Annotated in this window: 14 protein-coding genes and 1 pseudogene; 7 read left to right on the top strand and 8 right to left on the bottom strand. The window is 52.4% G+C overall.

Translation table 11 applies throughout. The features are described 5' to 3' along the window. Positions 1 to 35 precede the first annotated feature (35 nt). The 8 genes from SPICA_RS13610 to SPICA_RS13575 form a co-directional block, all read right to left on the bottom strand. A complete protein-coding gene (locus SPICA_RS13610) occupies positions 36 to 812 on the bottom strand; it encodes a RibD family protein (RefSeq protein WP_013970061.1) in 777 nt (258 codons plus the stop codon). 34 nt (positions 813 to 846) lie between these two features. After that, positions 847 to 1095: a helix-turn-helix domain-containing protein gene (locus SPICA_RS13605; RefSeq protein ID WP_013970060.1), complete on the bottom strand. Its 249-nt coding sequence runs from the start codon at positions 1093 to 1095 to the stop codon at positions 847 to 849. A gap of 27 nt (positions 1096 to 1122) precedes the next feature. Beyond that, positions 1123 to 2292, bottom strand: a complete 1170-nt coding sequence (locus SPICA_RS13600; protein ID WP_169311889.1) for a type II toxin-antitoxin system HipA family toxin — start codon at positions 2290 to 2292, stop codon at positions 1123 to 1125. 96 nt (positions 2293 to 2388) lie between these two features. Then, positions 2389 to 3408 carry a HoxN/HupN/NixA family nickel/cobalt transporter gene (locus SPICA_RS13595; protein ID WP_013970058.1) on the bottom strand — a complete coding sequence of 340 codons (1020 nt, stop codon included), beginning with the start codon at positions 3406 to 3408 and terminating at the stop codon, positions 2389 to 2391. Beyond that, positions 3405 to 4079, bottom strand: a complete 675-nt coding sequence (locus SPICA_RS13590) for a DUF1007 family protein (RefSeq protein ID WP_013970057.1) — start codon at positions 4077 to 4079, stop codon at positions 3405 to 3407. The genes SPICA_RS13595 and SPICA_RS13590 overlap by 4 nt, the downstream gene beginning before the upstream one ends. A 48-nt stretch (positions 4080 to 4127) precedes the next feature. Beyond that, positions 4128 to 5003, bottom strand: coding sequence for a nucleotidyl transferase AbiEii/AbiGii toxin family protein (locus SPICA_RS13585; protein ID WP_013970056.1), 876 nt, complete (start codon positions 5001 to 5003; stop codon positions 4128 to 4130). Then, complete coding sequence (locus SPICA_RS13580) at positions 5000 to 5590, bottom strand: type IV toxin-antitoxin system AbiEi family antitoxin domain-containing protein (RefSeq protein ID WP_013970055.1); 591 nt, start codon at positions 5588 to 5590, stop codon at positions 5000 to 5002. Before SPICA_RS13580 ends, SPICA_RS13585 begins: the two co-directional genes overlap by 4 nt. A gap of 53 nt (positions 5591 to 5643) precedes the next feature. Further along, on the bottom strand, positions 5644 to 6429 hold the full coding sequence (locus SPICA_RS13575) for an HAD-IIA family hydrolase (protein ID WP_013970054.1): 786 nt from the start codon (positions 6427 to 6429) through the stop codon (positions 5644 to 5646). A gap of 208 nt (positions 6430 to 6637) precedes the next feature. Here SPICA_RS13575 and aroF point away from each other — a divergent pair, with 208 nt between their 5' ends. The 7 genes and pseudogenes from aroF (at position 6638) to ilvD (ending at position 16511) form a co-directional block, all read left to right on the top strand. Then, the gene (gene aroF / locus SPICA_RS13570) at positions 6638 to 8638 is read left to right on the top strand and encodes a 3-deoxy-7-phosphoheptulonate synthase (protein ID WP_013970053.1); all 2001 of its coding nucleotides are present in this window, start codon (positions 6638 to 6640) and stop codon (positions 8636 to 8638) included. Between the two features lie 22 nt (positions 8639 to 8660). Beyond that, on the top strand, positions 8661 to 9161 hold the full coding sequence (gene ilvN / locus SPICA_RS13565) for an acetolactate synthase small subunit (RefSeq protein ID WP_013970052.1): 501 nt from the start codon (positions 8661 to 8663) through the stop codon (positions 9159 to 9161). 118 nt (positions 9162 to 9279) lie between these two features. After that, complete coding sequence (gene ilvC, locus SPICA_RS13560) at positions 9280 to 10281, top strand: ketol-acid reductoisomerase (RefSeq protein ID WP_013970051.1); 1002 nt, start codon at positions 9280 to 9282, stop codon at positions 10279 to 10281. Positions 10282 to 10303: 22 nt separating this feature from the next. Next, a pseudogene (locus tag SPICA_RS13555) lies at positions 10304 to 11869 on the top strand (2-isopropylmalate synthase); the annotation flags it as partial. Then, complete coding sequence (gene cimA / locus SPICA_RS13550) at positions 11862 to 13580, top strand: citramalate synthase (RefSeq protein WP_013970049.1); 1719 nt, start codon at positions 11862 to 11864, stop codon at positions 13578 to 13580. The pseudogene SPICA_RS13555 and the gene cimA, both read left to right, overlap by 8 nt. Positions 13581 to 13595: 15 nt before the next feature. Beyond that, positions 13596 to 14825: a 3-isopropylmalate dehydrogenase gene (leuB, locus tag SPICA_RS13545; protein WP_013970048.1), complete on the top strand. Its 1230-nt coding sequence runs from the start codon at positions 13596 to 13598 to the stop codon at positions 14823 to 14825. 15 nt (positions 14826 to 14840) lie between these two features. Next, entirely contained in the window at positions 14841 to 16511 is a 1671-nt protein-coding gene (gene ilvD / locus SPICA_RS13540; RefSeq protein WP_013970047.1) for a dihydroxy-acid dehydratase, read from the top strand.

Here is a 16511-nt window from a genome sequence, read left to right as displayed (position 1 = left end):
TACAGAAACTTTAGTAAAATTAAATATATGTAGTGCTATGAAAGGGCATCCATGACCCAGACGACATTTTCGCCCCAATGTTCCACAGATATGGTCTTAAATCGCCGCGCTTCAGGAAGGGTAAGGACCCCTAAATCCCGGACTGCGGGAATGCCCTGGCCGATGAAGCGGGGGCTGATATCCAGGATAACCCGGTCTGCGAGGTTTGCCCTGAGAAAGGATGTGAGGACCGCCGAGCCGCCTTCTACAAAAAGGCTTTGAATGCCCCGTTGATACAGTCTATCAAGCACTGTCCTAAGGTCCAGTTTCAGCCGGCTCGGTACGGAATCCTTTTCAATGGGCACCCGTATGACTTCCAGTCCCAGAGCAAGAAGTTTTTGAATCCGCGTTTCTTCATCCTTCCGTTGTGCTTCGTTTTCTGCGTTGTTACTGGGCTGGGTTTCGGCTCCGATAATGAGGACCGGTCCTTCCCGAGTTGTTTTGCACAGAGAGGCTTCGGGGGGTGTCTGAAAGCGGGCATCCAGGATGACCCGCAGGGGCTGTCTGTTCCGGGGATTTGCTTCCGGGGATAGTCTGCAGAGGAGCCGCGGGTCATCGGCCAGGACCGTCCCGATGCCGACCAGAACCGCATCGCAGTCCCGCCTGAGTATTTGCTGAACCTGCAGGGATTCGGGGGATGAAAGGTACTTGGAGTCGCCGGTTCTTGTGGCAATCTGCCCATCCGCACTCTGGGCCCAACTGAGGACCACATAGGGCCGACTTAGTCGAGGCAGGGGAGAAGGAATGAGGGGTGGAAGGTCTTGGTGGGACACAGCAGGACTCCTTATGATGCTATTAATTGTAGATTTATGACAGCTTCCCCGCAAGGATTTCGTCCAGGGTGGGAAGACTCTGCCGAGGTTGCAGGTCCAGTTCCAAATCGAGCCGTTGCAGAATACGGCCTAACTGGCGAAGGCTCAGGGAAAGGTTTCTGCCGTTTTCAAAGGCCGAAAGGGTAACCCGGCTTATGGCTAGTTCCCTGCAGAGGGCTTCCTGGGTAAGTCCCAAGGCTTTACGGCGCTGTGCCAGGGCTGGTCCCAGTTCATCAATCTTCATACGAAACTCCTTGGAATCGGTTAAGAATCAGGAAACTGCAGACTGCCATTGATGAAGTATCCGCTCGCCCATATCCCGAAAGATAGGGTGCTCCCGCGTATACTCCTGAAGTTCCTTTTTTGTGTGCTCAATGGCATATATACATTGCTCCCAGATTTCGTTTGTTCGATAGGGAGGAAGCAGGCAGAACCGTTCTCCAAAGGCGCAGAGCTGTTTTTTAGTCCACCATCGTTTATTACCATTCAAGGTGAGGGCCGGGATATCGCGAGGGAGATAACAGGTAGTGGTGACCAGGTCGTAGACCGGCGAGATGTGGGCATCATCTATTCCTGTGGTATACAGGAGACCAAAGTTTTTCAGGTGTGCATCACCATTTCGAAGCAGTACCATAAGGACCATCATCCGAAACAGCTGTTCAAGGGATTCGATGCGATGTTGAGGTGCAGTAAAAACTTGAAAAGCCCGGGCTACCTGTTCATAGCTTCCTTCGTATTTCTGCCGGTTTGTTTTTCCAAGAAGGACTGCCACTTCTTCAAATCCTGGGGCTGGATTGTGGTTAGCCGTAAACCGCTTAATTACAAGGAGTTTTTGGTTGTCACTCAGGTATACTTCCGGCACCTGACATCCGGCGCTCTGGGCCGCTCGTAAACAGAAGTATTCATTAACCGTTAGGAAAGGATAGTGGTCCCCGCTGGTTTTTATGATGTAATCCTGATAGGGAAGACTTACCCTTTCTTGCAAGGTGGCAAGCACCTTTGGTTGTACTCCTCCAATGGCAGAACGAAAGAGAAAGTGCTGGATGAGTTCTTCAAAGACGTCTTCCGGACTATGAAGAATTGTATCTACTGATATAGATGTCTTCGGATATTTTGATGATGTAGTTACAAGTTGTTGTATTGCCGAGTCATGGGGCACAAAGGTTAAGCGTCCTGTAATACCTGGTGCCAGTACTGCAAGTAATTTTAACTCATCAATTTCGCCGAGTTGCTTTGAGAGAAGGTTCCTGAACAGTTCCAGGAGGTATCCTTCCGGTATATATTGATTAAATATTGGGTGCAGTTGGTCATGGGAAAAAACATAACTGCGTTCCCGAACAGGCATAGTCAGGGATACGAACAGGGCAGGGGCGGTAGTGTGATAGGTAAAAACATACTCCCGACCTTCCTTGCTTAGAGTCCCCACTTTTTGTTGGTTCACATAGACATCTATCATGTTTGTATCTATCCATTTAACATTATACAGTAAAGATGTAAAAATGTTAAGTAAATAAATACAAAATGTGTGCTGTACCCCTTAGCGACTAAGGTTCCTAATAAGTGGCTCAAGATTGTACAAACTAAAACCAATAAGCAAGATATAAGAAAAAAGTTCCATGCCATGGGAAATCTGCTCAAGGACTGGGCCCTTTGTACGCAGTTTCCAAAAAAGGCCTTGATTTCCTGCATAGGCCAGATAACCCACGAGAGAAATAATAAGACCCATTCCGATAGACATGGATAGAACACTTACAACACCGAGCCAGAGGACTTCTCCGTATAACGCAAAGAGCAGGACCATCATGGCTCCCGGACAGGGGACGAGGCTTGTCGTAAAAAGAAGGGTGTAGACACCGGTGTTCAAAGCGGTTGGTGTCTTCTGGGTTGTTGGCGTTTTTTGGTTTAATCCTTTTGGTTGTGTTCTGAAAAAGCTCCAGCCACGGTATAAGAGCAGCAGGACTGCAAAACCAGCCAGTACTACAAAGGTCCCCGCATCAAGGTATTCCCGGATACGCTCTGAAGTCCCCAGGCCTATGATTGTGCCTCGAATCAGAGAAAGTCCAAGGATCAGGATAATGCCAGAACCTGCATGAACAAAGGCTGAGAAAAAACCTGCCACCAAAGGATCCCATATTCTGCAGGTTTTTCCCAGAAAGAGTGAAAACACAATGGTCTTTCGATGCCCAGGCCCTGCCGCATGTAGTACCCCATAGGCAAAAGCCGCCGCCAGAACAGCAAAAACCGCTGACAATTGCGGATGTTCTCGAAAGGATTCCAGATATTGGACCAGCTGTTCCCGCAGGTCCAGCTGAGTGGCGGTAAAAGGCCCCGTACTGGCAGGGGGGCGCACCAGGGGGCCTTCGTTGGTTTCTGAAGAACCTGAGGAGAGAAAGGGATTTGCCTGCACCATGGGCGTAAAACCACAGCATAGGAGAAATACCGCTAATACAAGTCGCCGCCAAAAAGAAGTCGTTCTATGAATTCGTAAAAAGGGGCTGTGCAAGCTGTGCAGACCCTTCATCAATATAGTAATGATTAGATTTATGAAGGACTTCATTGAATGGTAATCTCCTCCGGATAGGCAATCTCTAAACCCTTTTCCCAGGTATTGTAGACCCGAAAATCATTCGATGCCCCTTGCGGATTATAATATATAGGATATTTTTTATTAATCGCAACCGTAATAGAAGGCTCCTCCGGCGGCTCAGGAAGCCGTTTCCCTGTTGCATCGATACAGCCGATTCCATTCGTAGCATACCGCACAGCGCAGTAAAAGGTGGTATCGAACACCGCAAGATGCAGAGGGCTAGCGGCAAGATCCTGTTTGAGGGGGACAAAAAAACGATAGACCAGCCGTCCCTGTTTCTGAAAAGCCTGAAATTGTTCCACCCCCGCCGGATTTGATCGTGTGTCTCCTTTCCGAATATAGATAAAGTACCCATAGTTTTTTAAGTTGATGAATGCCCTCTGGTAGACCTGGGTGTTTTCTTTTGTATCAAAGCGGCCATCCCGATTAGTGTCATGTTCACCAATGATGGCCGCACTAAAGAGGGGGTCAAAGGTCCACTCCATCCAGGCACCGGTACAGGTTTTGCCCTCCAGAACAAAATCTACTTTGGCTTCCAGGGACATGTGAGGATGGGCTATTAAGGATCCGGGAAGAAGGATAAACAGGTTGATGAACAGAAGGGTGAGGCCCCGTGGCAATGAATATGTATGGCGCTGCATAGCTGCTCCTGTAATTTAGAATACCCCGTCCAGGATGTGCCGGGGCACTCACATAACGTGCAAATGGTCCTGGGTTACCGTGTTAAAAAACTCATAACTCCAAAGATCCAGGGTGCGGCTGTCCTTGACAAAGGGAAGCACGTCTTCCCTGGCTTGTTTAAAATCTATTGTAGTAAAACGCTCAGATAGTAATTGTTTAAGTTTTTCCAGGGTAAGAATATCATCTGATTTCCAATGACCAGTTTGTTCCATTCGCCGCTGGAGATGTCTGATGTTTACCGGAATATTTCTGGAAAGGTACCATAGGTAATCATAAAAATCTCTTCCCTTTACTCGGTTTTTCCACCCACGACAGAGTAGTGCATGTAATTTCCCTGCAAACAATGAGGCCTTATCATACAACCGTACAGAAAATGGAAGCGGTTGTAATCGATATTTAACTTCAAAGCCCGCATCTGCAGGAGGATTGGTGTCGATTTCGATTTTTATTTTAATCAACTCATTTTCCGGGACCCCTGAAACGGGTAGGGTAATCGAGGCAATCTTTATAAGATGAATGAGCGTACCCCCTTTAATAAAAGCGGACTGAATAGTTTTATCAGTACTTTGTACTTTCTGTTCAACCTGCATGTCAAAGCCCCATGCCCCCAGTTCATCTCTAACGGCTCCCAAGTATGATTCAAGTTTAAAGTTTTCATCAGGCTCGATTAGGCTGAAACCCATATCTTCAGAAAAGCGATCGAGGTCATAAAATATTCGAAGAGCTGTACCACCATAAAATGCTGCATGATTAAAAAAACTTGTTCGTGACAGTCCTAGCAGGCTTATCTCTTGAACAATTTCTCGTAGAGCAATTCGTCGATCATCGTTATTTTGACAGTTATAGCGTTCCATCAAAGTTTGTATCGCTGACCTATCCTTCATTGCGTTCCCCTTTTTTGAAACCATTCACGAAAGAATAACAGTGATCTTCTGCCATATCTCGGTGTAATCATCATTATAAAGTCCGTATCCAGGGATTCTATGTCTTCAGGTTCCATTCGCCAGTCTTCAAATAATACTGTTTCCAGATCAGAAACCTTAGTAATACTTGTAATCCTATAGAGGGCATCACACAGTGCTTTTTCTGCCGATGCGAGCAAGAATGTATATCCATTTTCGTCAATGAGCGAAATGCCATAAGAATATACAGTCGTTGGTACATAATAATATCTGTATTCCCCCAGGGGGGTACGGTAGATCTTATTCTTATTTTTATTAAAACTTGCAGAAGTAACGATTTCGACCTTTTCTGGAATTAGCCCATGAAAGGCCAGGGCATATTGAAAAGATATATAGGATGGTCCGTAGATCAGCGGGGCAAGAACTCGGGGTGAAATAGTTCTTTCATCAACATAGAGTCCCCGGCGTATCTGGATAAGCTTACCGGTTTTTAATAATCTGGTGAGGCGGGCTTTTGGAGATGCATACTTTTTTAGAGAGTCCATCACTGAAAGACTGTTTAAAATCATAGTTTTTCTCCAGTAAGTATAACAATAGTATACTTTCTGGAGAAAAACAAGTACTACCCCACAATCTCGAATACCCCGTCCAGGATGTGCCGGGGCTGGTAGGCATAGGTGGCGATATCCAGGGGGCCTGTGACGCCGGAGAGGACGAGGACCGTTTCTATTTCCGATTCAATTCCGGCGACGATGTCCGTGTCCATCCGGTCGCCGATGATGACCGTTTCTTCCCGCCGGGCGTTGAGCCGGCGCAGGGCGTGGCGCATCATGAGGGGGTTCGGTTTTCCGACAAAGTAGGCTTTCTTGCCCGTAGCTAGCTCTATGGGAGCGACGAGGGCCCCGCAGGCAGGGACAATGCCATCCTCGGTGGGCCCGCTCAGGTCAGGATTGGTGCCGATGAGCCGGGCTCCCTGAAGTACCAACTTTACCGCCCGTTCCAGGGCTTCGAGGCTGTATCCCCGGCCTTCCCCAACCACCACGTAATCGGGATTGATGTTATTCATGGTAAAGCCCGCATCATAGAGGGCTGCAATGAGGCCCGGTTCGCCGATCACATAGACCGAGCCGCCTGGTTTTTGGGCGGCAAGGAAACTGGCCGTCGCCAGGGCACTGGTATAAAAATGCTCCGGTTCTACCGATATACCGAGCCGTGCAAGCTTTTGGGACAGTTCGATGGGTGACCGTTCACTGGAATTAGTTAGAAACAGGTAGGACTTATTGTTTGCATTGAGCCAATCCACCAACTCGGCGGCTCCCTTAAGTAGCCGGTTCCCATGGTAGATGACCCCATCCATATCAATAATAAAGGCTCGTTTGGAGCGGATAATATCAAGATTCTTAGTCATATGCTCAGTATGACGGCCGAATTAACTTCCGTCAATGATATTCATCAATCTGAAATGATACCTCTGTTTAGACTTTATTATTATTAAAGCCTCTTTATTATTAGAAAAATATGCAAAAATACTTAAGAATATTGCATAACCATACAGAAATCCTCTTGTCAAAGTAACTGCAAGTCGTTACTATCCATAACATGGAGGCGGATAGCCAATGATCGTCGTACTTTCAAAAAACATTTCTTCCCATGATAAGGACCGGCTTCGCGTGTTTTTAAGCGAACGGGGCTTTAAGGTCCGGGAACAGGTGTTTGGGGATGATGATATCCTTGGTGCGACGGGTAAGGGGTCCGTTGATATCCGCGAATTGTCCCTCCTGCCCGGGGTTGAACGGGTGGCCCAAACCTCTAAACCCTATGAGTTAGCCTCCCGGGAAACGAAGAGCGAAGATACCATCGTGACGATCGGCCCAGTAAAAATTGGCGGCAGTCGTATTTCGGTGATTGCCGGACCCTGTGCTATCGAAAGCCGGGAACAGATACTGGAAACCGCCGCGCTGGTTCGGGAATCGGGGGCGGTGATGCTCCGGGGTGGGGCTTATAAACCCCGGACCAGTCCCTATGCGTTCCAAGGTCTGGGGATGAAGGGCCTGGAATATATGAAAGAGGCCGGCGAAGCCTACGGTATGCCCATTGTAACCGAGGTCGTTTCCCCTGAGCTGGCCCAGCAGATGAATGACCTTACCGATATGTTCCAGATCGGCGCCCGGAATATGCAGAATTATGAACTCTTAAAAAAAGTTGGTGCCCTGGGAAAACCGGTACTGCTCAAACGGGGCCCAGCGGCTACCATAGAAGAATGGCTCCTCTCTGCGGAATATCTCTTATCTTCAGGCACCAAGGATGTGATCCTCTGTGAGCGGGGTATCCGAACCTTCGAAACCTATACACGGAACACCCTGGATATTTCGGCAATCCCGGTGGTTCGCAAACTTTCCCATTTGCCAGTTATTGTTGACCCGAGCCATGCGGTGGGTATTCGGGCCAAGGTAAGCCCCGTTGCACTGGCTGCCATTGCCGCCGGAGCCAATGGTCTTACCGTAGAGGTCCACCCCCGGCCGGAAGAAGCCCTCTCTGACGGTCCCCAGTCCCTGTATCCAGAGCAGTTTGAAAAACTCATGCGGGATATCGAAGCCCTGGCGCCGGTGGTTGGCAAGGAACTCTTGAGGACCCCCATGCCAGCAAGCCAGAGTAAGCTGGTTGTAGCTGGTTTTACAACTACTGAAGTGAAAGCTGAAAAGCCCCAGAGCCGTTCATCCACCGAAACCGATACTCAGGACAGTATTGCCTTTTCCGGAGAAAGCGGGGCCTATGCGGATCAGGCTATTATCCGCGCCTTTGGGGAAGATTCCAAACGAATGTCGGTTCCTTCGTTTAAAGCAGTCTTTGATGCGGTCCTGGAAGGGAAGGCCCGCTTTGGTATGGTGCCCATAGAGAACAGCCTTGCTGGCTCGGTTCACGAAAACTATGACCTTTTAATCCGGTATCCGGATATTGCAATAGTAGGTGAAATAAAACTCCGTATTGTGCATTGCCTCATCGGTACCCAGGATGCGACCCTCGATACCATTACGACCGTCCGGAGCCATCCCCAGGGTTTTGCCCAGTGCAGGGAATTCCTGGATCAGCACCCCCAATGGAAGTTGGAACCCAGCACCGATACGGGCGGTGCGGTTGCCTCTATTGCGCGGGAACATCTGACCCATGTGGCTGCCATCGCCGGTGAAGTGGCCGCCCAACTGTATGGGTTAAAGGTGTTGAAAGAGGGCATTGAAACCAATCCTTTAAATTATACCCGCTTCTTTATTTTAAGCCGGAGGAATAAGGGCAGCGAGACAGAGGTTCCCTCCCTGCTCAATACGGGAGCAGAATTGCCTCCGGGTTTTGAGACTCAGGTGCCCAATAAGGCTTCGGTGGTCTTCAGCACACCCAATGAGCCCGGTGCTCTTTTTGCGTGCCTTAAAATCTTGAGCGAACGGGGCATCAATATGTCCAAACTCGAATCCCGGCCTATTCCGGGAAAACCCTGGCGCTATATGTTTTATGTGGATATTACCATACCGGAGGAAGAAAAAATCTTTGATCTGGCTATGGATGAATTGAAAACGAAGACCGAGGACTTCCGATTCCTCGGAGCATATCGGGCTTCCTTGTAAGGAGCCTGAAACGGGGGTAGGCATGAAACGGCACGTGGTGTCGGCCTTGGTGGAAAACCGATCGGGTACACTCAGTCGGGTTTCTGGCCTTTTTAGCCGTCGTGGATTTAATATCGACGGTTTGACCGTGGGCGAGACGGAGGACCCCTCCGTGTCTCGTATGACCATTGCAGTGAGCGGGGACGAACAGGTCCTGGACCAAATTGTAAAGCAGCTCGGGAAATTGGTAGATGTTATCCAGGTCCGAGAGCTGGATCCCGATTCCTGTATCCGCCGGGAACTGATGCTGGTCAAAGTAAAGGCTGACGAAGTTACCCGGCCTGCGGTGATTGAAATTGCCACGATTTTCCGATCTAGAATTATTGATGTATCTCCCTCCACCATTACCATTGAGGCTACCGGCGATTCTGACAAGCTGGAAGGCCTCCTCCTCCTTTTGCGCCCCTATGGCATTCTCGAACTAGCCCGCACGGGTCTAGTAGCCCTGGAGCGCGGTTCCCTCGTACTAAGCATTAGCATTTAACCGGCGCAATCAAAGGACTGCGACGGAGAATATGCACGCTGATCATGAAGCGGGCTTGACCGGTCGTATACCCTATTGATTGCGCCATTCTCATAAATCACACACTAAGGAGTGTTGTATGGCAGTATTGTATTATGAAAAGGACTGTGACCTCGGTGCCCTCAAGGGCAAAACCATTGCGGTAATTGGGTACGGTTCACAGGGGCATGCCCATGCTCTGAACGCAAAAGAGTCGGGTCTCAAGGTGATTGTGGGTCTCTATGAAGGCTCCAAATCCTGGGAACGGGCAGAAAAGGCGGGTTTTCAGGTAATGACCGCCGACAAGGCCGCCCAGGCAGCGGATTTCATTATGATTCTCATCAATGATGAAAAGCAGGCAAAGCTCTACAATGAGTCTATAAAGCCGGCCCTTAAACCGGGGAAAACCCTCGCTTTTGCCCATGGGTTTAATATCCATTTCGGGCAGATAGTCCCGCCCTCAGACATCAATGTGGTGATGATTGCCCCTAAAGGTCCGGGCCACACGGTGCGGGAACAGTACCAGGCTGGCGCCGGGGTCCCCTGCCTCGTAGCGGTGCATCAGGATGCCACTGGAGATGCCAAACGGCTCGCCCTGGCCTATGCCATGGCAATCGGCGGCGCTCGGGCAGGGGTGCTGGAAACCACATTTAAAGAAGAGACCGAGACGGACCTTTTCGGCGAACAGGCGGTCCTGTGTGGCGGTGTTTCTGCCCTGATGAAGGCGGGCTTTGAAACCCTCGTAGAAGCGGGCTATCAGCCTGAGAGTGCCTACTTTGAGTGTATGCACGAAATGAAGCTCATTGTAGACCTGGTTAACCGGGGCGGCCTTTCCTATATGCGCTATTCCATTTCCGATACAGCCGAATACGGTGACTATGTGACCGGTCCTAAGATCATCACCGAAGAAACCAAAAAGGCTATGAAGCAGGTCCTCACGGATATCCAGAACGGTACCTTTGCGAAAAACTGGATTCTGGAAAACCAGGTGAACCGGCCCTTCTTTAACAAAATGCGGGTCATCGAGGCCCAGCATCCCATTGAAAAGGTGGGTAAGGAGCTCCGCGCTATGATGAGCTGGCTCCCGAAATCCGAAGTCTAACACTGAAGTAGAAAAGGAGGCCCCTATGGCCCGTACAGTACAGATTTTTGATACAACCCTCCGGGATGGCGAACAGGCTCCCGGATGCAGTATGAATTTGCAGGAAAAGGTAGAGGTAGCCCGCCAGCTGGAAAAGCTGGGGGTGGATGTGATGGAGGCAGGGTTCCCCGCGGCGAGTCCCGGTGACCTGGCGGCGGTCCAGGCGGTGGCGGGCGTGGTAAAGAACAGCGTAGTGGCTGGTCTTTGCCGGGCTCTGGAAAAGGATATTGATGCGGGCTGGGAAGCCCTATCAAAGGCCGCTCAACCGCGGATTCATACCTTCATTGCGACTTCGCCGATTCACATGGAATACAAACTGAAGATGACACCGGAACAGGTACTGGAACGGGCTGTAGCGGCGGTTAAATACGCAAAAAAGTATTGCTCCGATGTAGAGTTTTCCGCCGAAGATGCATCCCGCAGTAATCCCGATTTCCTCTGCAAGGTCTTTTCGGCGGTTATCGATGCGGGGGCGACGGTGGTGAATATCCCCGATACGGTAGGGTATGCGATTCCTGCGGAATTTGGAAACCTGGTTGCCTATATTAAGGCCCATACCCCTAACATCGATATGGCCCGCATTTCGGTGCACTGCCATAACGACTTAGGCCTCGCCGTAGCCAATACCCTGGCAGCGGCACTGGCGGGGGCTGATCAACTTGAATGCACCATAAATGGCCTGGGCGAACGGGCTGGCAACGCCGCCCTGGAAGAGATTGTCATGGGGATGCGGACCCGGAAGGATTTCCTTGACATAGAAAGCCGCATTGACACTACCCAGATTTATGCCACCAGTCGCCTTGTTTCCCAGGTTACCGGCGTCAGGGTACAGCCCAACAAGGCGGTGGTCGGAGAAAACGCCTTTGCCCACGAAGCGGGGATTCATCAACATGGAATTCTTGCCAATCGCTCTACCTACGAAATAATGACCCCCGAATCGATAGGTATTCCCCGGAATCGGATGGTCCTGGGTAAGCATTCGGGGCGGCATGCCTTTGAAGAACGCCTTAAGGATCTGGGTTTTTCATTGGATAGCAAGGCGGTGGATGAGTTCTTTGCCCAGTTCAAGGTGCTGGCGGATAAAAAGAAGGTCGTCAGCGACCGGGATATCGAAGCCATGATTGTTGGGTCTGCCGCGGCGGTGCCTGAGACCTATAAGCTGGATCGCTGGGTGGTCAATTCCGGATCTAGTCTCAGTGCGACGAGCACAATTCGGCTCCTGCATAAGGATGGTACCTACCGCGAAGAAGTGGCCGTGGGAGATGGTCCCATCGATGCAGCCTTTAAGGCTATTGATCGGATTATCGGGAAACAGCCGGACCTGGAAACCTTCGAACTGGGTGCCGTTACCGGCGGTGAGGATGCCCAGGGCGAGGCTACGGTAAAGATTTCCTGGGATGGCCGGCGCTGGAATGGCCGGGGCCTTTCTACGGACATCATCGAAGCAGCCATTAAAGCCTATGTGGCTGCCATTAATGCCATGGAATGGGAGCTGTCTGCGGCAAGTGGCCAGCGCGGACCTGCACAGGAGGAGCCCATCGGTGTCTGAACATACAGCAAAACATCAATCTGAAGCTCGATTTGAAGAACGATTTGAACCTCAGGTTGAAATATTCGATACCACCCTGCGGGATGGAGCCCAGGGCGAGGGGATTGCCTTTTCGGTACAGGATAAAATTGCCGTAGCCAGAGCCCTGGATGAACTGGGGGTTGCCTGGATCGAAGCGGGAAATCCGGGGAGTAATCCCAAGGATATGGAATTCTTCCGTCTTGCCCGGGATCTGGGTCTCCAGACGGCAAAGCTCTGCGCCTTCGGGGCTACCCGGAAGAAGGGCGTGACGCCCCAGGAAGATACCAATGTCCGCAGTCTGCTTCAGGCTGAAACAGAGGCGGTGGTGCTCTTCGGCAAAAGCTGGGACCTCCATGCGACGGAGGTGCTCAAGGTAAGTCTGGAAGAAAACCTGGCTATGATCCGGGAAACCATAGCCTTCTTTAAAGATGCGGGAAAAACTGTCATATATGATGCGGAGCATTTTTTTGATGGCTGGAAAGCCAATCCGGACTATGCCATGACAACCCTGCAGACTGCCCTGGAGGCGGGGGCCGACCGGATTGTCCTTTGCGATACCAACGGTGGTACTTTCCCCGATGTGGTTCAGCATTGTGTGAAAGAGGTGATTAACCTGGTTGCCCACAGCGGAGTCTCCGCATTACGGGGGCTAATCCGGGGAAAAGAAAGTGAGGAGGAGCTCCGCGAGCTGGCAGGCAAACTGGTGGGCATCCATGCCCACGACGATGCGGGCATGGCCAGTGCCAATTCGGTCATGGCAGTACAGGCCGGTGCCCGGCATGTGCAGGGAACCCTCGTAGGCTTTGGCGAACGCTGCGGGAATGCAGCCCTGGCGGCTATCGTGCCGAGCCTTGAACTGAAACTGAATCTGCGCTGTCTGCCCGAGGGCCGGCTCGAACGGATTTCGGAGCTGACCCGCCGGGTTGCAGAAATTGCCAATGTGGCAGTTCCCGACGGAATGCCCTATGTGGGAAGCCATGCCTTTGCCCATAAGGCGGGTATGCATGCGGACGGGATCCTGAAGGTTCGACGATCCTTTGAACATGTGGACCCCGCCAGGGTGGGCAATGACCGGCGCTTCCTGATGAGTGAGGTCGGGGGACGCTCGGCCATTGCCGAACGGGCAAAGAAAATTGATCCCGCCATTACCAAGGACCACCCGGTTACTGCCGCTGTGGCGGCCCGGCTTAAAGCCCTGGAAGCTGAAGGGTGGCAATTCGAAGGGGCCGATGCGAGCTTTGAACTGTTGGTCCGCCGTGAATTGGGTAAATACAAACCCCTCTTTAGTATTGAGCGGTACCGGGTAGTGAGCGAGCATCCATCTTCCGATGGTGCCACCTGTTCCAATGCCTGGGTCAAGGTAAAGGTTGATGGTTCAACCGAAATTGCCGCGGCGGAAGGGGACGGCCCGGTGAATGCCCTGGACGGAGCCCTGCGCCGGGCCCTGGAGCGCTTTTACCCCGAACTGGGCCGGGTACGGCTCTCGGACTACAAGGTCCGGGTCATCAATGGGAATGATGCTACCGCTGCCAAGGTTAGGGTACTTATTGAATCCACCGACGGCGAGTCGGCCTGGACTACGGTTGGAGTTTCCGCCGACATCATCGATGCGAGCCGGTCGGCCCTGGTGGATGCTATCGAATATAAATTGATCCATGATATTGAACGCCGGTTCAAGGCTTATATATAGAAGGAGATGAAAAACATGAACTATTCAATCGCCCTTGTCCCGGGGGATGGTATCGGGCCCGATGTGGTGGCCCAGGCTGTGGATGTATTGGATGCGGTGGCCGACAAGTATGGCCATGTATTTAACTATGTAGAATTGGAAGCCGGCGGCTGTGCCATCGATGCTACCGGGGAACCCCTCCCTGCGGAAACCCTGGAAGCAGCAAAACAATGCGATGCGGTGCTTCTGGGTGCTGTTGGAGGGCCGAAGTGGGAAACCCTGCCGGGCCACCTCAGGCCCGAACGGGCCCTTCTAGGCCTACGGGCGGGGCTTGGGGTCTATGCAAACCTGCGGCCTGCGGCGCTTTTACCCCAGCTTCGGGAAGCCTGTCCCATTAAGGATGAGGTTCTCCGGGCGAGTAACCCCAAGGGGGAAGCTTCCTTTGATCTTCTTATTGTTCGAGAACTGACGGGAGGTCTCTATTTTGGCGAGCGGGGCCGGAGTCCTGATGGCAGTTCGGCCTTTGATACGGAAACCTATTCCCGCTCTGAAATTGAACGGGTCCTCCGGGTGGGATACCGGTCTGCGGCGGTCCGGCGGAAAAAGCTCTGCGTGGTCGATAAGGCCAATGTGCTCGAATCGAGCCGCCTCTGGCGGGAAGTGGCCGCCGAGGTGGCCAAGGATTATCCGGATATCGAGACGACCTATATGTACGTGGATAACTGTGCCATGCAACTCGTACGGGCCCCGGGCCAGTTCGATGTGATTGTTACCTCGAACCTCTTTGGGGACATCCTTTCCGACGAAGCCTCGGTACTGACCGGCTCCATCGGTATGCTGGCCTCGGCGAGCCTCGGTGACAGTCCGGAGGAAGAACCTAAGGCCGGCTCATCAGGCGGCGCAAAGGCCAGCGGCAAACGGGTAACCATGGGGCTCTATGAACCGATACATGGGTCTGCGCCGGATATTGCGGGCCAGGATATAGCCAACCCGCTGGCCACGATTCTCTCAGCGGCCATGCTACTCCGTTATTCCTTTGGGCTCGAAACGGAAGCCCGGGCGATTGAATCGGCCGTAACGGCGACCCTGGACGCAGGGTACCGGACCAGGGATATTGCAAGCCGGAATGGCAGCGCCGGCGCTGTAAACGCTGCTGCCGGTTCTACAGGTGCCGTCGGCACTGCCAACGCTGCCCGGGAAAAAATCGTGGGTACCCGCGAGATGGGTAAGGCGGTGCTGGCCGCTCTGGAAGCCCAGAGTAAATAAGGGAGGGCAAAGACAATGCGAAGTGATGCGGTTAAAAAAGGAATAGAACGGGCACCCCACCGGTCTCTCTTTAAATCCATGGGTTTTATTGATGAAGAACTGGAGCGCCCCCTCATTGGTATTGTGGTGGCAAAGAGCGAAATTGTTCCCGGTCACATCCACCTGGATAAGGTTGCCAAGGCTGTGGCCGATGGGGTTCGTCTTGCAGGGGGCACCCCCATCGAATTCCCCGTTATTGGGGTCTGCGACGGGATTGCCATGGGCCATGAGGGAATGCGCTACAGCCTCGTGACCCGGGAACTGATCGCTGATTCCATTGAGTGTATGGTCATGGCCCATGCCTTTGATGCGGTGGTTTATGTACCGAACTGCGATAAGATTATTCCCGGTATGCTCATGGCCGCAGCCCGGCTCAATGTACCTTCGGTCTTTGTGTCAGGGGGACCCATGCTGGCAGGCCGCCATTCCAATGCCCAGGGAACAAGGGCGGTGAGCCTGACCACCATGTTTGAAGCGGTCGGTGCCGTTGGGGCCGGCAAAATGTCAGAGGAAGAACTGGATCAGCTTGAAAATGAAGCCTGTCCCGGCTGCGGGTCCTGTTCGGGTATGTTTACCGCCAATTCGATGAACTGTGTTACTGAAGCCCTCGGCATGGGGCTTCCCGGCAATGGCACCATCCCTGCGGTCTATGCGGAGCGGATACGCCTGGCAAAACAGGCAGGCATGCAGGTTCTAAAGGTCCTGAAGGAGAATTTGAAGCCCCGGGACATCATGACCAAGACCGCTTTCCGGAATGCCCTCGCGTTAGATATGGCCCTGGGTTGTTCCACCAATACGGCTCTGCATTTGCCTGCCATTGCCCATGAAGCGGGTGTGGAACTTACCCTGGATATGCTGAATGAAGTCAGCGCAGTTACCCCGAACCTGTGCAGGCTCGCACCGGTCAGCGCCACCCATATCGAGGACCTCTATGCCGCCGGTGGCGTACAAGCGGTGCTTAAGGAACTGGCCAGTAAGAAATTAATTGATATTAACGCCCGAACGGTGTATGGCACCCTTAAGGATGCAATCGCGAAGGCCTATAACCGGAATCCCCAGGTAATCCGGCCCGCTGATAATCCCTATTCGGCCACCGGCGGCCTTGTGGCACTCCGGGGTAACCTGGCCCCCGACGGCTGTATCGTGAAAAAGAGCGCCGTCGCCCCAAATATGCTCAAACATTCCGGCCCTGCCCGGGTTTTTGACAAGGAAGAAGACGCCTTCTCTGCCATTATGGAAGGCCGAATTAAAGCAGGGGATGTGGTGGTTATCCGCTATGAGGGTCCCCGTGGCGGCCCCGGTATGAAGGAGATGCTCGCTCCCACCGCCGCCCTTGCAGGACGGGGTCTCGATGACAAGGTAGCCCTCATCACCGACGGCCGTTTCTCCGGGGCGACTAAGGGGGCCGCCATCGGCCATGTATCCCCGGAAGCCGCTGAAGGGGGGCCCATCGGGCTCCTTAAGGAAGGGGACATCATCCAGATTGATATTGAAGGGGGCACCCTTTCGGTCCAGCTCAGCGATGCTGAACTGGCCCAGCGGCGGGCCCAATGGAAACCCCTGCCGCCCAAGGTTACCCATGGGTACCTGGCGCGTTATGCCCGGCAGGTGAGCTCCGCCGCCTCCGGTGCTATTTTCAAGGAGTAG

Source organism: Gracilinema caldarium DSM 7334, assembly GCF_000219725.1.
GTDB classification, from domain to species: Bacteria; Spirochaetota; Spirochaetia; order Treponematales; family Breznakiellaceae; genus Gracilinema; species Gracilinema caldarium.
This window is presented reverse-complemented; position numbering and strand designations above follow the sequence as displayed.